The following is an 18340-nucleotide window of genomic DNA, read 5'->3' as shown; positions in this document are numbered from 1 at the left end:
TTTCCATTTTAGTCGGTGCCAAAGCTTAACTAGGCAAGGGTGCGTGATACGAAAGTGCAAAGTATACCAGTTTTAACGAAAATAGGCAGCTAGTGCTGCCTATTTCATACTTTTTGCGGAATTATTGACCCGCTTTTAACTTCATAAAGTAATCTTCATACTGCACAGTTTTTTCACCAACGGCAGATTGCCATTCAACACGATCTAAATCATCTTGAGATGGGAAAAGAGCAGGGCTGTCTTTAAATTTCTCATTAGACGCTTTCACGCCGGTTAAATAACCCGTGTCGCGAGAAATTTGTTCTGCAATTTCTGGACGTAGCAAGAAGTCGATCATCTTATGTGCGGCTTCTACGTTTTTGGCACCAGAACTGATAGCAAAGTTGTCAACCCAACCGATACCGCCTTCTTTAGGGAAAACAAGCTTAATTGGCAAGCCTTCTTTTTGCGCCGCTGCAGCAGAGCCATTCCACAGCATACCTAAGCCAACTTCACCAGAGAGGTAAGGAGCGGCAGGGTTATCTGAGTTAAATACCAATACATTAGGCATTAGTTTTTGCAGCTCAGCGTAGGCCTCATCAATTTGCTTTTCATCCGTAGTGTTACCTGAGTAACCTAACTTACGAAGGGCAATGTGGAATACCTCACGAGTATCATCCATCAACATTAGCTGGCCTTTCAACTCTGGGTTCCATAGGTCACCCCAGCTTTGGAAATCATTGGGATCATACATATCGGTATTAACCGCAAGCCCAGTGATAGCAACCACGTGTGGAATTGAATAATCATTATTTGGATCGTAAGGTTTATTCAAATAGTTGTTATCAAGGTTTTTAAAGTTGCTTAATTTAGACTTATCAATCTTTTGTAACATACCTTCATCGCGCATTTTAGAAACGAAGTAGGTGGATGGAACAACAAGATCATAACCTTGGTTGTGAGTTTTTAGCTTTGCATACAGGGTTTCATTCGATTCATAAGTTGAATAAATGACCTTGATGCCGGTCTCTTTCGTAAACTGCTCTAGAAGACCACTGTTAATGTATGGCCCCCAGTTCATGAATACTAGTTCCTTGTTTTCATCCGCTGTTACTGCTCCAGAGAACAAAGAAAGCGCACATGCACTACCAGCTAATAGAGTAGCCCATTTTTTCATTGACGTTAGCTCCAAACCAAACGTTGCCTATTTTTAGGCGTTAGATAGAAAAACAGAATGACGATTTGTCATTCTGTTTCGCGTAATGTATTACAAGATGTCGATTCTACTTCACTTTTTCCCTTGCTAACAACTGTGATGTGATTACTAGAGCCAATGAGACAACTAACATCACGGTCGCCAGAGCGTTAACTTCTGGGGAAATTCCAACTTTAACCATAGAATAAATCTTCAATGGTAAAATCTCGTAAGTAGGGCCGGTTACAAACGAGCTAATGATCACATCATCTAATGACAGTGTGAAACTCAGCAACCAACCAGCCGCAACTGCCGGTTTCGCTAATGGCAAAATGATTTTGGTCAAAATCACCCATTCGCCAGCACCGAGATCTTTGGCAGCTTCGAGCATCTTTACATCAAATCCGTTGAGGCGACTGTAAACAGTCACAACAACGAAAGGTAAGCAGAATGTAATGTGTGCAATCAACAAAGTAAGAAAACCTAGCTGAGCACCTAACACTAAGAATAGCGCAAGTAGCGAAATTGCCATGACAATATCTGGGGACATCATTACAACAAACAACATACCATTAACTGCACGTTTACCTTTAAATTGATAACGAAAAAGAGCTACAGCAGTTAAACTGCCAATCAGCGTCGCTGCTGTTGCTGAAAAAACCGCTACATTCAGCGAGTGCCATGCGGCCTGAACTAAGCTGTCGTTTGCAACTAGCGCGTGGTACCACTTAGTAGTGAAACCGCCCCATTTAATACCAAATTTGTTGTCATTAAATGAATTTACAATCAGCACTATGATCGGTAGGTATAGAAATACATACACTAAACTCATAAAGCTAAATCTAACTGTTTTGCCCATTAGTCTAGCTCCACTTTCTTATTCAATAACTTACCAGCACGATAGTATGCATAAAGCATTACAGCCATCGCCAGAGTCAAGGCAATGCTGGTCGCGGCGCCAAATGGCCAATCACGAGCATTCAATACTTGGCTCTTAATCACGTTACCAATCAGCAGGTTTTTCGCGCCACCGAGTAAGTCAGCAATATAGAACATACCTAATGCTGGCAGTAACACCAACAAGCAGCCCCCGATGATACCCGGCATGGTCAATGGCAATACTACCTTCAGCAAAGTTTGAAGCTTATTTGCCCCTAGATCTCGCGCGGCTTCAATGTAGGTATCGTCCAATTTTTCAATAGCAGAATAGAGCGGAAGAATCATAAAAGGCAGCAAGATGTAAACCAAGCCAATCATTACCGCTGTCTCGGTGTACATAATACGCAGTGGTTTGTCTATGATGTCTAAAGCCATTAAAGCTTGGTTTAGGATGCCTTGCGTACCCAGCACTATTTTTAATCCGTAGGTACGGATAAGAGAGTTCGTCCAAAAAGGAACAATCACCAAAAACAGCATAATTGGACGCCATTTTTGTGGCATTTTTGCGACAATGTAAGCAAATGGATAACCAATAACCAAGCAGAGAAGGGTAGCCACAATTGCCATATAGAAAGAGTGCATGAGCACTTTGGCGTAAAGTGGATCCAATAAGCGTGTATAGTTATCAAGCGTGAAGGTCATTTCAATTAAGTTGGCTTCATCGCGAGTCAAAAAGCTAGTACCAATGATCATAACGTTAGGGATTAGCACAAACAGCACTAACCACCCAACAATCAATGTGATAATAGCATTTTGAAGATTAAGCTTCTTGCTCATCATCGAGTACTACCTCCCAGCTTTCAACCCAAGTGATAGCGACTTTCTGACCGAGAGAATGGTCCACATCAGGATCATCTTCGTTAAAGAATTCGCTAACCGTCACGCGCATGCCTGATTCTTCCAATTCGACTACAGATTCTAGAGTCATGCCTTTGTAGGTACGTTCTGTCACGTGTCCAACAATGCCTTTTTCTTCTGACTCTTTAATCTCTTCGATGCGAAGATCTTCAGGACGCAGCAAAACTTGTAGTTTGTGTCCGGGTTGTACATTTTGATCGTGGTAAACCACCGCTTCAACACCTTCGATATGTGCACGAATACGCTTATCGTCAATTCGTTCGATCGTTTCAGCATTAAATACGTTGATCTCACCGATGAAGCGGGCAACAAATAGGTTTTTAGGGTCTTCGTAAATTTCACGTGGAGAGCCATCTTGCTCAATTTTCCCTTCACGCATAACAATAATGCGATCCGACATTGATAAAGCTTCTTCTTGATCGTGTGTAACGAAGATAAAGGTGATCCCAAGCTGACGCTGAAGCTGCTTAAGCTCCATTTGCATCTGCTTACGAAGTTTATAGTCAAGCGCGGATAAAGATTCGTCTAGCAACAGAACCTTAGGTTTATTAACAACGGCACGCGCGATCGCGATACGTTGTTGTTGACCACCAGAAAGTTGACTTGGTTTACGCTGGGCCATCGCGTCGAGACGTACCATCCGCAGTGCTTCCATCACACGGGGTTCAATGTCCGCCGTTGGCACTTTTTGCATACGCAAACCAAACGCGACATTTTCAAATACTGTCATATGTGGGAAAAGTGCATAGCTTTGAAAGACGGTGTTAACGTGTCTCTGTTCAGCAGGAACTTTTGTAACATCTTGATTATCAAGAGTAATTGAACCTTGATCTGCGGTTTCAAAACCTGCAATCATTCTTAGTACTGTTGTTTTACCACAGCCAGAAGGACCAAGTATCGTTAAGAATTCGCCATGATTAACATCAAGGTTTAGGTTGCCAATGATTTCCTTACCATCGAAACTTTTACTGATACCAGAAAGACGAACTACTGGTTTTCCTACTGATTCTTTTACGTTCAACGTCTGTTTTTCTCCCACCTTGGTCTATAGGGATGCCTATCTTACGACCTGTCGCTATACACAATTGAGGCGCGCATCATAATCACCAAAAGAGTGAATTCAAAGCGTTTTCTTATATTGATACAGAAAAAGTTTTGTAGGTAGCAGTAAAGATTGATTACCATACAGAGCTAACTAACTGTTCAATGCTTTCAAGTGGTTAATTATCAACCAAACACATAATAATGCAAGATCAGTTTAGGCTTCTGATTTTGGACTAGAGTGTATTGCAGTATAATGACAATAACTTTGTGACCCAAATACAGGCAACTTGCTTTTCCGTTGCCTAGGACATTTTATGAATAATGATATTGAAAAAGATTTCAATTTAGGCGGTAGTGTAGAGCATGCGCTCAAGGGAGATTACGAGCTAAAAGTCAACGCCGTGCTCAAAGAGGCATGGGATTGCACGATCAAGCAATTTATCTCCTTTTCTCCTTCCATCGTGATTCTTTTATTTGTGCAGCTTGCGATCTTCTATATTGCTTTAAAATTGCAACTGGGTGATCCATCACTAATCTTGGATGCGTTAGAAACACCAGAAGCTTTCACAGGCAATATTGTACAAGCTATTTTTGTGGCTAATTTTAGCTATGAGGTCGTTAGTGCACCTATTTATGCTGGCGTGAGCTTAATGGCGATGAGTCATGTCGCTGGGTTAAGAACACAGCCAAGACATATAGGTAAGGGATTACAGTTCACCATCCCAGTGATTTTAGCAACGCTATTCAGCTTATTACTGCAAGGTGTAGCAGGAATGATTTTCCCATTGCTATCAATGTATTTGAGTATTGCGTTTAGCCAATCCATCTTATTGATCTGCGAAAAACGGGTTCCACCTATGCAATCACTACTATTATCCTTACGCGCAGTAAATAAAAAAATCGTTCCTATTGCCGTGATTTATTCCGTGATCATGCTGATGTTCGTTGCCGCCGCGCTCTTTTATGGGATAGGTTTCATTTTTGTATTACCTTTCTTCTTCCATGCTAAAGGGATTATTTATCGCAATATGTTTGGCATCAAACTAAAGATCATAGCGACTAATCAATCCGACAATAATCCAAATTCTCAGGTGTTCAATGCGTAAAATAATCTTACTTACCGCCATCTCGCTCGTGGTTGTGAGTTGCAGCGTTTATTACGTCAAGCAAACCTCAACCGAGACGACTTACAAAAGCGACATTCCATCTTTGCAAGGTGCTAGAGCTGTTGGAAAAGCGCCTGACTTCTCAGCCATCGATGATGTGAATGAGAAAAAGCATGCTTTTTTTTCTTTCTTAAAACCAGGGATAGCTTGGGAAAATTTACGTGTTTTGCGAGAGCGTGAAATATTAGAGAGGATTGCACAGCATCATCTAAGTAATCAGATAGCCAAAAGTGACTATAGTGAGGCGCAAAAACTCTCTAAGCGATATGAAGTACCGATTCCTGCGGAAGGCATCACTAGCGCATGGCTAGAAAACATGCTGCATCGAGTTGACGTTTTACCCGAAGCGTTAGTCTTGACCCAGGCAGCGAATGAATCGGCTTGGGGAACCTCTCGCTTTGCAACTGAAGGAAACAACTATTTCGGTCAATGGTGTTACAGTGCAGGGTGTGGGTTGGTACCTTTGCAACGAGTGGAAGGTATGACTCACGAAGTGGCGAGTTTTGGTTCTGTTCAAGAGTCAATCCACGGTTACTTCATGAATGTTAACCGCAACTCCGCTTATCATGATTTACGAGAGATTCGTTTTCGATTAAGAAAAAATAATGCCGATTTATTGAGTGCCGACAGTGCCATGGAGATGACTAATGGCTTACTGAAATACTCAGAGCGCGGAGAAGCTTATGTGCAAGATCTTCAATCTATGATGCGTCACAATCAGCCTTTCTGGACAGAATAATAATGAAAAAAAGAACGCTTACCTTATTACTGACAACGTTATGCTTTGCTAACGCATTTCCCGTTAACGCTCAAGAGTATATGTTTACATACTCCAAGTTGTTTTCAGCAATGAAAAATAACGTGAAAGAAGAGTACCCCAATGTCAAAGTCGCTTATTATTTCCTTAATGCCAATACCAAGCAGCTCTGCCCAATAGAGAAGGCTTGGATGGAAAAAGAAAAGCACTATGAAGCGTTGAAAGTCAGTAGCAACCACGAGCTACTACTTCCTTTAGACGATCATTTACGGCAAGCGAATCCGTTAGTGTTTGTCGATACTCCTCAAGATATGCGTTGTGACTTTTCGACTGTTGTTATGGCAAAAGAGCAGTTCAAAGGAGAAATATCTTACCAGCAGGTCGCCATCTTATTACCTCAGATGCAAAAATTACTGGAAGAGCTCGGCGGGATGTTTGCGAGTTGGTTCACACCCGATGTTTCTGGTGTCACACTCGAATTTGCCAATAATTTGAATTCGGTCATTCAGTTGAGTAACGGCGAAACCATTAACATAGAAAATGGCAAAGCCCAAGTGGAGCTCAGTCAACTGAGTGAAGGTGGATCGATGCAGTTGCCACAAGAAACGGTTCGCGTGTTACCTTACCTTCCCAAAGCGAAACATTAGACATGTTGGGCTAATATCAATAGGGCTGCATTCGCAGCCCTTACTCGTTTTATCTTTGTAGGAATATCAAAGATTGGTGACATCCAACTTCAAACTAGGATCAAACTCCATCACGCTATCCTCATCTTCGAGCGCTAGGATTGGCATCTCTTCTTTATCAAAACCAATGTCGCCGCCATTAATAACGCCTGAATCACGGTTAATCGACTTAAAGTCAAACAACTTGAAATCAGCCAAATGGCTAGGCACTACATTTTGCATTGCACTAAACATGGTCTCGATGCGCCCAGGGAACTGTTTATCCCAGCCATTTAGCATTTGCTTAATGTTTTGACGTTGCATGTTTGGCTGAGAGCCACATAGATTACATGGAATAATCGGATACTCTCGCATGTTCGCATATTTGATAATGTCTTTTTCACGACAGTAGGCTAGAGGGCGAATTACCACATGTTCACCGTTATCAGACACAAGTTTAGGTGGCATTCCTTTGATCTTTCCACCATAAAACATGTTCAAAAATAGCGTTTCTAGAATGTCGTCACGGTGATGGCCTAACGCAATTTTCGTCGCACCGAGTTCTTTGGCTGTACGGTACAAAATGCCGCGGCGTAAGCGTGAACAAAGTGAGCAGGTGGTTTTCCCTTCAGGGATCTTATCTTGAACAATAGAATACGTGTCTTCTTCGACAATTTTATATTCAACGCCTAGCTGCTCTAAGTACTGCGGCAGAATGTGTTCAGGAAATCCGGGCTGTTTTTGATCAAGATTCACGGCAATAAGCTCAAAGCTAACAGGGGCACTTTTCTGAAGGCTCATTAGAATATCCAGCATGGTAAAGCTATCTTTACCGCCAGAAAGACATACCATAATACGGTCGCCATCTTCAATCATATTAAAGTCAGCAATGGCTTGACCCGTATTACGACGGATACGCTTCTGAAGTTTATTGAAATTATATTGTTGAGCTTTGGTGCGCTCTTGAATTTGCTCAGTCATCAGTGTCTGGTCTTTAATCTTTAAACAAAATAAAGTGCGTATGATACGGATAAATAGCGCAGATGCCAGATCTAACAAGTAAGGAAGATAAAAAATCCCCCTCGTCTATGACAAGGGGGATCGATGATAGATCGGGCCATTTTAAATAGAGGTTTTAGGATCTAAAGGGCTCACGTAGCCATGCGGCTTTAATGCTAAAACATCACAGTTAATTTTATCAATGACTTGTTCTGCCGTGTTGCCAATAAATACTGCCGATAACCCTGTACGCCCCGTCGTACCAAGAATAACCATCGCCGCATTGAGCTTTTCAGCAGCTTGAGGAATGACGTCTTCAGGCAAGCCTTGCTCTACAAGTGTTTGCGATTCATCTATACCATGCTTTTGTCGCAATGCTTTCATTGCCATCAAGTGGTGACCACGAACAGCATCAGTGTAGGTCATTGGATCAAACTCGGGCAACTCAATGGTAATATTCGCAGGCGTAATAGGGTATGAATTCACCAGATAAGGCGTCGCACCTAAACGAGTGGTGAGGCTTTTTAGTTGTTCAACCATGCAATCATTTAAATCAATATGAGCCGGATTTTCTGACCCCACATGTACCGAAGCGATTATATTCGCATTCTGTGGCCAATCTGAATTTTTAACCAATAGCACTGGAGTTGGGCATTTACGCAATAAGTGCCAATCTGTCGGTGTAAAAATAACGGATTCCAGGACATCATGCTTACGCGTCCCTTTGATCAGAATGTCATGTTCTCCGTAAAATATCTCAGCAATAATCGCTTCATAAGGGCGGTTATGCCACACCACTTTCACTTCAAATTGGATCGAACTATCAATATACGGTTCAGCTACTTTCCTCATCCATTGCTCGCGCTGATGGATAACACCACGTCGCATAGCATCACGTTCATCAACAGAGAGCATCGACGTCATGTCATAAGAGAAATCATAAATAGATAGAAAAAATGTAATGTGGCTAGAAGACGTGCTTTGCTGCGCTAACTGTATGGCTCTGGCAAGGGCGGGTTGTTCATCGTGGTTGATGTCAGCAACTACCAGAATCTTGCTATAAATACTCATATCGACTCCTTAATTATGGAGGAGGGCGTTAGAGTTACTTTAGCTCATAACCAGCGAGAATTTTAGAAAAAAAGAGAGTTTTTAACAGAAGTATGACGTAGCTCATTTAAGAGCTACCTCATTGAAGTTACTTAGTTTCTTTAGATACGCCTGCCAGTTCCATCAGTTGGTCATGGTCAAGGATTGTGATGTATTTGCCTTTAACGCTAAGGATTTCAGACTTCTGAAAACGGCCGAGTAGACGACTGATCGTTTCAACAGTGAGACCAAGGTAATTACCGATATCACCACGAGTCATTGTCAGACGAAACTCTCTAGGGCTAAAGCCGCGCTGAGAGAAACGAGTCGACAAGTTATAAAGAAAAGCCGCCAATCTTTCTTCTGCATTCTTTTTAGATAGCAGAAGAATCATCTCTTGGTCACCCTTAATTTCATTACTCATCAAGCGCATAATTTGCTGACGTAACTTAGGCATTTTACCCGAAAGATCATCAAGAATTTCGTAGGGTATTTCGCATACCATTGATGTTTCTAGAGCCTGAGCAAAGCTAGGATGAGAATCATCAGTGATCGCGTCAAAACCAACTAAATCACCCGCTAAATGAAACGCAGTGATTTGTTCATCACCTTGCTCAGTAATGGTATAACTTTTAATTGTACCTGAGCGAATAGCGTAGAGAGACTTAAGGTCGTCACCAGCTTTAAATAGCTCTTGGCCCTTTTGGATAGGTTTTTTACGCTCAATAATTTGATCAAGTTGATCAAGTTCAGATTCATTGAGAGTAAAAGGAATACAAAGCTGGCTAATGCTGCAATCTTGACAGTGAATTGCACAACCACCAGATTGAATGCGCTTTGCCGCTGGCTTATCAGAAATCATAACAACCTTTACAACCTTTCACTTTTTGATGTACATCAATATTTTAGCACCCATTACCCCTAAAGGATAGCGAAAAAAGATGCCATAAATCAGACAGCTACCACGTAGATGATAAAATACTCACTGCTCCATAACCCGTGTATAGACCATAGAGTATGATAAAAATCGCAGCAAAATGACGAAATATGAATGATTGTTGAATGTTCTTCAAACGGGTCGCTCCGTAACCAACAAGAAGCATCGCAGGTAAGGTTCCCAAACCAAAAGAGGCCATAACCAGTGCCCCAGACAGCGCACTACCGGACACCACAGACCAAGTCAGTACCGAGTAAACTAGCCCACAAGGTAACCATCCCCAGATAAACCCAAAAGGGAGAGCGAACCACGTTTTCCTAAGCGGGAGCAATGATTGCCCAAAAGGCGAAATAAAACTCCAGATTTTTTGCCCAACCTTCTCCAGCTTCAACAGACCAAACCACCAACGCCCAACATATAATCCAAGTACAATCATTAGGCCTGCCGCAATGAGCCTCAACCAAATCAACGCATGATTAAGTGTAGAGAATTCGGATAGCGAGGCGGCGAGGCCTCCTAATAAACCGCCAAACAGCATATAGCTGGCAATACGCCCAAGGTTGTAAAAAACAAGCAGTATTGGGAGTCGATCACTGCGTTTTTCACCTAAGGTCAAAAGAGAAGCAATTCCGCCACACATTCCCATACAGTGGCCAGCTCCAAGTAAACCGATAAAAAAAGCACCAATCCAATCTGCGGTCATTTTTTCTCTTCTTTTGATGAGGTAAGTTCATCTTCATCAAACAAAATATTGTGTCCTTGGCGTTCTAAATCTTCAAACTGTTCGCTCTTTACTGCCCATAAAAAGATGATGACGGCGATCGTAACCAAAACGATCGCTATGGGGATCAATATATAAAGACTTTCCATCTACTTATCCCTCTTTTTGAGTAGTCGAAGAGAATTAGATACCACAATAATCGAACTCGCCGACATGCCCACGACGGCAATGTAAGGAGCAACCAGCCCTGCAACGGCGAGTGGCAAAACAATAATATTGTATCCAAGTGACCACGCTAAATTTTCCCGAATGATTTTGCGAGCTTTTAACGCTAAGCTTCTGGCTTCCAATAATCTGTCGAGTTTATCACCAAGTAAAACCATATCAGCGGATGCTTTTGCGACATCGGTTCCACCACCCATAGCGACTGATAAGTGCGCACCAGCAAGCGTTGGCGCATCATTAATGCCATCGCCAATCATCATGGTGATATCATCATCTGGTAACGACTTTAAGTAACTCAGTTTATCTTCTGGTTTGGCATTCGATACGACAATATCGATATCCATTTCAGCGGCCACACTTTGGGCATTAACTTGAGAATCCCCCGTTAATAGCGTGATCTTAATTCCTTCCTGATGAAAACGATCGATAAATTGTTTCGCTTCACTACGGATAGGATCGCGGTACGTGAAGGTCGCAATGTGTTGCCCGTTGAGCGACAGATAAATACGATTTGCTCGATCGTCACTGATGTCGTTCAAAACAAATTCGGCACTGCCGATACGAACATCGCCGCCTAAATATTTACCTTGAATACCAGACCCAATCATATTCTGCACATGCTCAACACGAAACTCGTCATTACGATATTGCGCAAACGCTCTGGCAATGGGGTGATTGGCATGATGCTCCAAAGCAGCGGCTAGCGCCAAACAATGGTTTTCGTCTATATCACCATGCAACTCAACGTCACTAATTTCGATATCACCACGTGTCAACGTTCCCGTTTTATCAATAATCAAATGGTTAACTTTACAAAGTGTTTCAAAGACATGGTTTTTTCTCAATAAAATACCAAAGTCACCCATTCGTGATGTAGCGCAAGTGATGGCTGTGGGGGTGGCAAGAGAAAGCGCGCACGGGCAGGTTGCCACCAAGACCGCTAACATGATCCAAAATGCATCTTCAGGTTTTGTCTGGTGCCAATAAAACCAAGTGGCTGCTGCAATAATCAAAATTACAGCCACAAAATATCTCGCGACAATATCAGCAATTTCTGCAATCTTAGGCTTAGACATTTGAGCTTCATCTTGCAGTCTAACAATATTGGAAATAACGGAATCCGCTTTAGATGTAGTGACTTCCAACTCGAAAGACTCATCGCCATTTAATGTACCAGCAAAAACAGCATCACCGACTGTTTTGACAACGGGTACTGATTCACCGGTCAACATTGATTCATTAATATGAATACGCCCATTCAACACTCGACCATCAGCAGGGACGTGTTCTCCAGGCAACACGCGAATTCGATCACCAAGAGCTAGAGTTTTTACAGGCACTTGACGGCCATCCAACGTAGTTGCAACCGCAGGGATCAATTTCAGTAAATTGCCGCTAGCCGCCGCGGCTTTTCTACGCGCCCGCATCTCTAAAAATCGTCCAACCAGTAAGAAAAAGGTAAACATTGAAATGGATTCAAAAAAGACTTCGCCTTGTTCGGTCACTGTCGCTATCAGACTAGCAACATACGCAAAAATAAGAGCGATAGAAACAGGGACATCCATACCTAATGTTCTGCCTCTAATGCTTCGCCAAGCATTGAGGTAAAAGGGAAGGGCAGAGTATAAAAGTACGGGGGTTGCAAAGATCAAGCTAACCCAACGAAAATAATTGCGAAACTCAGAATCAAGATCACCGAAGACCTCAAGATAGAGCGCCACAGCAAGCATCATCACTTGCATGGTGGCTAGACCTGCAATACCCAAGCGATAAAGATATTGCTTCATTGATTGATGGTAGGCTGCCTCATGTGCGTCTGCTTCAAAAGGGGCAGCCTTATAACCTAATTTATGAATAGTGGAGAGTAATTCACTGAGTCGTGTTTGTGTCTTATCCCAACTGAGTAAAGCACGGTTGGTAGTGGTATTGACCCTTATCGAAATTACCCCATTTTTATGAGAGAGTTGTTTTTCAATTAACCAAGCACAAGCCGCACAGGAAACACCTTCTAACGATAACGTCACTTCGGACGTTTCGTTGTCGTTACGAACGAACTCTGCTTGTACATCATCATTATCATAATGAATGAGTGCTTTGAGCTGCTCTGGCACAAGCTCCACTTTATCTGCAGTGGTCGTTCGGTATTGGTAATAAGATACTAGGCCACTCTCTACAATGGTTTTAGCCACGGTTTCACAACCGGGACAACACATATCTCTGCTTTCACCTAGAATATCAACTTTATAGTCCGTGTTGGCTGGTACATCTTCACCACAGTGGTAACACGCTTTGCACATAGTTTAATTCATTAATTGAGTAGAAGTTGGCATTGGAAACGTTACTCGACCTTGGATTAACCACTCCTCATTGTGAGGAGTGAGTTCGATGAACCAAGGGCCTTGTAACGGGGCAGGCAGGGTAATGCGATATATACCTTGTGCATCCGATGCGACAAGTTGTGTGAAATCACGGTCTGGCAGTGTCCGATGAGCAAACATCATTTTAATCGCGGGGTAGTGTTCAAGCTCACCTTTATTAAATTTGAAGATAATATCATTACCCTCAGAGTAGACTTCCGAGCTGAGCTTTAATGCTTTCGCTTCGTTAATTTTTGATAGGTCAATATTAATGCCTTTGCCTTTTTTGTAGTAATCCTCTGTCACCAATGACACTGAATTCTGAGAAAAGACGATAACCGTTGCAATCGTCCATATCACCACAGTTAACGGTAAGATGATCAGAAACCACGGCCAGAATTGTTTATACCAAGGAGTTACCATAAAAAAGTTCTCAACAACAAAATAAAGAAGGCTTATTAAAAAGAGAAGAAAGACAGCCCTAATAAAGAGCTGCCTTTGTTGTGCAATTAGTTCTCTGTATTGCTTAAACTCCACACGTAAGCAGCAACCAATTGAACTTTATCTTCACCGAGAATGTCATTCCAAGCAGGCATAACACCTGATCGGCCATGCATGACCGTTTGAGTAACATCGGCTCTTGAGTCACCAAATAACCAATCGTTATCAGTAAGATCAGGTGCTCCAAACGCAGGGTTACCTTTACCATCCGTACCATGACAAGCGGCGCAAACGACGAAGCGAGCTTTACCTGCTTCCGCTTCTCGAACGTTCACAGAACGCCCAGAAAGGCTTAGGGTATAACTCACCACTTCCTTCACACCTTGCTCACCGAGGACATCTTTCCAAGCTGGCATTTGTCCAATACGACCATGTCGGATAGTGGTCACAATCGCTTCTGGTTCACCACCATATAACCAAGCATTATCGGTTAGATTCGGAAAGCCTTTTTGACCACGAGCGTCAGAACCATGACACTGAGAGCAGTTTTGTAAGAATAAACGCTGACCAACCTTCAATGCATCAGAATCTGCTGCAATTTCAGGAATAGGGCGTAAATCCGAACCGCCGCCAGTATAAGCTAAGCGTTTAAATGCTTCACCAAAGTAGGTGTTTGCGTCATCTAACTCTTTTGCATACTGTACTAACACTTTATTGTTTTGCGCATTTGCAATCGAGGCTTTGGACTCATCAAGAGAGCGAATGGTTTGATCTGAACTTTGCCAACCAAGTACGCCCTTAAAACTACCTAACCCAGGATAGAGGGTCAGATAGATAGCGGCAAAAATAAACGTACTAATAAAAAGATAGGTCCACCATTTAGGCAGAGGGTTGTTGAGCTCACGAATACCATCGTATTCATGGCCCATATCCGAGCCTTCTTCCACTCCCATTTTGTCTTTTAAACACCAAACGAGCAGAATCGCACAGCCCAGCAAAGTTCCCACCGTAATGATGATGACCCATAGACTCCAAAATGTCGTCATTGTTTAGTCACTCCTTGTTCCTTAGAGGATTTGGGCTGTTCATCGGCAAAAATGAGGTTAGCCGCTTCATCGAAACGAGCTTTACGGTTTTTGCCATAGGCCCACCACACTACGCCTATAAAACAGACGAACAGCACTATGGTCCAAATACTGTGAATAGTACCGATATCCATAACTACCCCTTACTTCATTGCGTGACCAAGAGATTGAAGATAAGAAATGATTGCATCCATTTCTGATTTCCCTTCGACATCTTTTGCTGCATTCGCGATTTGTTCATCGGTATACGGCACACCAAACTGATTACGGAATAATTCAAGTTTGCTTTGCGTAAGCTTGCCGTCCAACACATTTTTTGCTAGCCAAGGAAAACCGGGCATGTTTGATTCAGGAACCAGTTCGCGAGGATTAGTCAAGTGAACTCGATGCCATTCATCAGAATAACGACCACCAACACGAGCCAAATCAGGCCCAGTCCGCTTCGAACCCCACACAAATGGATGCTCCCAAACACTTTCACCAGCCACCGAATAATGACCATAACGCTCCGTTTCGGAACGGAATGGGCGAATCATTTGGCTATGGCAAACGTTACAACCTTCGCGAATATAGATATCACGGCCTTCAAGTTGCAGCGCAGTGTAGGGCTTAAGATTTTCAACAGGCTCAGTAGTTTGCTTTTGGAAAATCAATGGCGTGATTTCAACCAAGGCTCCCCAACTGATGGCAAAAATAATGAAAATAGCCAGTAAACCGACATTACGTTCGATGATTTCATGGCGATTATTAGAACTCATTCTTTCATCTCCTTATGCCGGTTGAGGAATAGCTTTTAAGCTATTATCTGGTGCAAAAACCGTTTTATACGTGTTGTAAGCCATCAGGAACATACCTGCTAAGAAGATAAATCCACCAATGAATCGAACTGTATAGAATGGGTAAGAGGCTTGGACAGACTCAACAAAACTGTACGTTAACGTACCGTCAGAGTTAACAGCACGCCACATCAGGCCCTGCATAACACCTGAAATCCACATCGCAACGATGTAGAGCACCGTACCAATAGTCGCTAACCAGAAGTGAGCATTGATTAGACCAACAGAGTACATACGCTCTTGGTTAAATAGGCGAGGGATTAAATGGTATACCGAACCAATCGACACCATTGCCACCCAACCTAGAGCTCCAGAATGCACGTGACCAATAGTCCAGTCGGTGTAGTGTGACAGTGCATTAACTGTCTTAATCGACATCATTGGTCCTTCAAACGTAGACATTCCGTAGAATGACAATGAAACGATGAGGAATCGTAAGATTGGGTCATAGCGCAGTTTATGCCAAGCACCAGATAACGTCATGATCCCGTTGATCATCCCGCCCCATGAAGGAGCAAACAACACCAACGACATCACCATGCCAAGTGATTGAGTCCAGTCAGGCAGAGCAGTGTAGTGTAAATGGTGCGGACCAGCCCAAATGTAAAGAGAGATCAAAGCCCAAAAGTGAACAATCGATAAACGGTATGAATAAACAGGGCGTTCAGCTTGTTTTGGTACAAAGTAATACATCATACCAAGGAAGCCGGCAGTAAGCAGGAAACCCACCGCATTATGACCGTACCACCACTGAACCATAGCATCCACCGCCCCAGCGTAAACTGAATACGATTTACCCATAGAAACAGGGATTGCCATGCTATTTACAATATGTAATACAGCAACAGTAAGGATAAAAGCTCCGAAGAACCAGTTTGCCACATAGATATGTGCCGTCTTACGTTTGACGAGTGTTCCAAAAAACACTATCGCATAAGATACCCATACAAGAGCAATGGCGATATCAATTGGCCATTCTAATTCCGCGTATTCTTTACCGGAGGTATAACCCAAAGGTAAAGTTATTGCTGCAGATAAAATAATGGCTTGCCATCCCCAAAAGGTGAAGGGCACAAGAGGACCACCAAATAGACGAGTTTGACAAGTACGCTGAACAACATAATAAGATGTTGCAAAGAGGGCACTTGTACCAAACGCAAAAATAACCGCATTAGTATGCAGAGGACGTAAGCGACTGTACGTCAACCACGGCGTATCAAAGTTTAGCTGTGGCCAAACTAATTGAGCGGCAATCAAAACACCTACAGCCATACCAACAATACCCCAGAGAATAGTCACTAAGGTAAATTGCCGAACAACTGTATAGTTGTAGTTTTGTTCAAGCTGCTTTTCTTGGCTCATTTGCATGCTTCCAATTTCTAATTAACTACACTTTACTTCCAACACGACACATGTCGTAATGCCCCCCAAATCCACAATAGAAATACTGCTTTATCAGAACGTTACTATCTATTGCTGACTTTAAAAAAAAGTGGCATTTTCAACCGTCAACTATACTGCAATTAACAATTCAATGACAGAGTAGTAACCTTACAGTTGTTCAGGATTTGGCCTTTTATTTCAAAACTTTGAAGTTTGTTACACGAGGAAGGAAGCATCATGGCTTCAGAAAAGCTTACAAAACACAGGTTTGCTCAAATACTAATCACATTACTCATTCTTTTGGTCGCTTTTTTCTGGAGGACTTTTTCTTATCAAAACGTCGACATGACGAGCTGCACTCCAACGCCAAATTGTTCTGTATTTGTAAATGAACAGGAAATTATAGTGATTAAAGATGATAAAAACCCAAATCAATACATAATTGGGCCACGAATTCCTGAACTAGAAATACATACAAATGGAACACTTATTCAACATTCCGACCACTGGATAATCCAACCAAATTCACCCAATAAACCTATAACTTTCAAGATAATTGGGAAAAGATCCTCGATATAAACTCTTACTAAATAATAACTAGAATGAAATCTTCGATTATCAGACTAGTTATTAGGTATTTTATGGTAAATACTGATTATGTTTAATGTCATGAGGATAGATAGAAAAGAGGAAGGAAATATTCATACGCTAAAATATAATCATTTGCAATTTAACATAAGATATATAATACGCACTTTAGTATTATTAATTTCAGTAAATTCAATGGGATAAAAATCACCATAAGTATTATCCCATACCATCAATTGCATCAGCTTGCCGTTTTTTTATGATTAATATAGTCAGTTTTATCTAAGTACAGCCGCGAATGAAATTGGCAAACGTTTCTAACGTGACTATTGTCTACCTCAAACTTACGGGCTATCTCGCAGAAATTTAAACCCGCCTCGGCTAGCTCTCTAATGAGCTCAATATCCTCGTTAGAAAGCTTAACTGTTGGTGCCGTCTCTGCGATTTTTCGAAATGACACGCCAAGTTTACCAGCGCGAACCTTAACCGAGTCTCGACTACGGCCAAGAACCTGAGCAACTTCAGCAAATGACATTTTGTCTTGCGTCGTCGTCATTCCGTCGCTTGGTCGTCATGGAATGTCACGCAGTGGCGTGAAAGTCGCACACTGAGGCGCGAGATAGTCCCAAAATGCGTTGAGTGAAACTGCCGCGCGGTGTCGGCATGATGAGAACGGCTTAGCGTTCTTTCCGCTTGGCTGCTCATTTTCTCTCTACACGCGAACGTAGCGTATAGCAGAGAAAATCGAGCCTATTAAAAACAAAGTCTTGTTGATGACATTCGACATACATCCACTAACATCTTGTTTTTATTACAGCAACTGGCGTTATTTTTAGTCGAGATAAGAAAAGCAATATAGTCACCACTAAGCCCTGAAAAGGTTTCAGGGCTTAGTGGTCAACGTGATAAAGGAGAACGGTATGTTAAAGTTGCCAACAGCAATAGTTAAATTGCTTACAGTCATCATCGAAGCATTTTTAAGCAGTAGGGAAAACACCTGAATTCGTATTATCCGACATTATATTACGGGTTCATTTTTGCAGAACGACTCAGCAAGCTGCCCACGTTCTGCTGCA

The 18340-nt window shown here is 42.3% G+C and carries 20 protein-coding genes; 4 read left to right on the top strand and 16 right to left on the bottom strand.

What is annotated here, in order from left to right; translation table 11 throughout:
- Positions 1 to 121 precede the first annotated feature (121 nt).
- From AACQ79_RS03005 to potA, 4 genes are all read right to left on the bottom strand, one after another.
- Positions 122 to 1156, bottom strand: a complete 1035-nt coding sequence (locus AACQ79_RS03005; protein WP_029388221.1) for an extracellular solute-binding protein — start codon at positions 1154 to 1156, stop codon at positions 122 to 124.
- Between the two features lie 106 nt (positions 1157 to 1262).
- Positions 1263 to 2033, bottom strand: a complete 771-nt coding sequence (potC, locus tag AACQ79_RS03000; protein ID WP_013856883.1) for a spermidine/putrescine ABC transporter permease PotC — start codon at positions 2031 to 2033, stop codon at positions 1263 to 1265.
- The gene (gene potB / locus AACQ79_RS02995; protein WP_026027331.1) at positions 2033 to 2890 is read right to left on the bottom strand and encodes a spermidine/putrescine ABC transporter permease PotB; all 858 of its coding nucleotides are present in this window, start codon (positions 2888 to 2890) and stop codon (positions 2033 to 2035) included. Before potB ends, potC begins: the two co-directional genes overlap by 1 nt.
- Positions 2874 to 4010, bottom strand: coding sequence for a spermidine/putrescine ABC transporter ATP-binding protein PotA (gene potA, locus AACQ79_RS02990; protein ID WP_170898352.1), 1137 nt, complete (start codon positions 4008 to 4010; stop codon positions 2874 to 2876). Before potA ends, potB begins: the two co-directional genes overlap by 17 nt.
- Before the next feature lie 319 nt (positions 4011 to 4329).
- On the opposite strand from potA, the gene AACQ79_RS02985 reads away from it, so the two are divergent.
- The 3 genes from AACQ79_RS02985 to AACQ79_RS02975 are packed head-to-tail and all read left to right on the top strand — an operon-like array spanning position 4330 to position 6585.
- Complete coding sequence (locus tag AACQ79_RS02985) at positions 4330 to 5121, top strand: membrane protein (protein ID WP_026028002.1); 792 nt, start codon at positions 4330 to 4332, stop codon at positions 5119 to 5121.
- On the top strand, positions 5114 to 5920 hold the full coding sequence (locus AACQ79_RS02980) for a glucosaminidase domain-containing protein (RefSeq protein ID WP_170898350.1): 807 nt from the start codon (positions 5114 to 5116) through the stop codon (positions 5918 to 5920). Before AACQ79_RS02985 ends, AACQ79_RS02980 begins: the two co-directional genes overlap by 8 nt.
- Before the next feature lie 2 nt (positions 5921 to 5922).
- On the top strand, positions 5923 to 6585 hold the full coding sequence (locus AACQ79_RS02975) for a DUF2987 domain-containing protein (protein WP_170898348.1): 663 nt from the start codon (positions 5923 to 5925) through the stop codon (positions 6583 to 6585).
- A 66-nt stretch (positions 6586 to 6651) separates the two neighbouring features.
- Here AACQ79_RS02975 and ttcA read toward each other — a convergent pair whose 3' ends face one another.
- From ttcA to ccoN, 11 genes are all read right to left on the bottom strand, one after another.
- The gene (ttcA, locus tag AACQ79_RS02970) at positions 6652 to 7584 is read right to left on the bottom strand and encodes a tRNA 2-thiocytidine(32) synthetase TtcA (protein WP_013856889.1); all 933 of its coding nucleotides are present in this window, start codon (positions 7582 to 7584) and stop codon (positions 6652 to 6654) included.
- A gap of 141 nt (positions 7585 to 7725) precedes the next feature.
- Entirely contained in the window at positions 7726 to 8673 is a 948-nt protein-coding gene (uspE, locus tag AACQ79_RS02965) for a universal stress protein UspE (protein ID WP_013856890.1), read from the bottom strand.
- A gap of 127 nt (positions 8674 to 8800) precedes the next feature.
- Positions 8801 to 9553: an FNR family transcription factor gene (locus AACQ79_RS02960; RefSeq protein ID WP_010320258.1), complete on the bottom strand. Its 753-nt coding sequence runs from the start codon at positions 9551 to 9553 to the stop codon at positions 8801 to 8803.
- A 97-nt stretch (positions 9554 to 9650) separates the two neighbouring features.
- Positions 9651 to 10331, bottom strand: a complete 681-nt coding sequence (locus AACQ79_RS02955) for a sulfite exporter TauE/SafE family protein (RefSeq protein WP_013856891.1) — start codon at positions 10329 to 10331, stop codon at positions 9651 to 9653.
- Positions 10328 to 10498, bottom strand: coding sequence for a cbb3-type cytochrome oxidase assembly protein CcoS (ccoS, locus tag AACQ79_RS02950; protein WP_013856892.1), 171 nt, complete (start codon positions 10496 to 10498; stop codon positions 10328 to 10330). Before ccoS ends, AACQ79_RS02955 begins: the two co-directional genes overlap by 4 nt.
- Positions 10499 to 12871 carry a heavy metal translocating P-type ATPase gene (locus AACQ79_RS02945; RefSeq protein WP_170898346.1) on the bottom strand — a complete coding sequence of 791 codons (2373 nt, stop codon included), beginning with the start codon at positions 12869 to 12871 and terminating at the stop codon, positions 10499 to 10501.
- A gap of 3 nt (positions 12872 to 12874) precedes the next feature.
- On the bottom strand, positions 12875 to 13354 hold the full coding sequence (locus AACQ79_RS02940) for a FixH family protein (RefSeq protein WP_017042885.1): 480 nt from the start codon (positions 13352 to 13354) through the stop codon (positions 12875 to 12877).
- A gap of 86 nt (positions 13355 to 13440) precedes the next feature.
- Positions 13441 to 14418 carry a cytochrome-c oxidase, cbb3-type subunit III gene (gene ccoP / locus AACQ79_RS02935; protein WP_013856895.1) on the bottom strand — a complete coding sequence of 326 codons (978 nt, stop codon included), beginning with the start codon at positions 14416 to 14418 and terminating at the stop codon, positions 13441 to 13443.
- Positions 14415 to 14591, bottom strand: a complete 177-nt coding sequence (locus AACQ79_RS02930; RefSeq protein WP_010320252.1) for a CcoQ/FixQ family Cbb3-type cytochrome c oxidase assembly chaperone — start codon at positions 14589 to 14591, stop codon at positions 14415 to 14417. Before AACQ79_RS02930 ends, ccoP begins: the two co-directional genes overlap by 4 nt.
- A 9-nt stretch (positions 14592 to 14600) precedes the next feature.
- Positions 14601 to 15215: a cytochrome-c oxidase, cbb3-type subunit II gene (gene ccoO / locus AACQ79_RS02925; protein ID WP_013856896.1), complete on the bottom strand. Its 615-nt coding sequence runs from the start codon at positions 15213 to 15215 to the stop codon at positions 14601 to 14603.
- 12 nt (positions 15216 to 15227) lie between these two features.
- Positions 15228 to 16655 carry a cytochrome-c oxidase, cbb3-type subunit I gene (ccoN, locus tag AACQ79_RS02920; RefSeq protein WP_026027333.1) on the bottom strand — a complete coding sequence of 476 codons (1428 nt, stop codon included), beginning with the start codon at positions 16653 to 16655 and terminating at the stop codon, positions 15228 to 15230.
- 258 nt (positions 16656 to 16913) lie between these two features.
- On the opposite strand from ccoN, the gene AACQ79_RS02915 reads away from it, so the two are divergent.
- Entirely contained in the window at positions 16914 to 17255 is a 342-nt protein-coding gene (locus AACQ79_RS02915; RefSeq protein WP_013856898.1) for a hypothetical protein, read from the top strand.
- Positions 17256 to 17505: 250 nt separating this feature from the next.
- Here AACQ79_RS02915 and AACQ79_RS02910 read toward each other — a convergent pair whose 3' ends face one another.
- Positions 17506 to 17820, bottom strand: a complete 315-nt coding sequence (locus tag AACQ79_RS02910) for a hypothetical protein (protein ID WP_228209123.1) — start codon at positions 17818 to 17820, stop codon at positions 17506 to 17508.
- Between the last annotated feature and the right edge of the window lie 520 nt (positions 17821 to 18340).

The organism is Vibrio sp. 3-2(1) (assembly GCF_963887575.1).
Taxonomy (GTDB): Bacteria; Pseudomonadota; Gammaproteobacteria; order Enterobacterales; family Vibrionaceae; genus Vibrio; species Vibrio anguillarum.
Note: the sequence above shows the minus strand (reverse complement) of the source record. Positions and strands in the feature narration are given on the sequence as shown.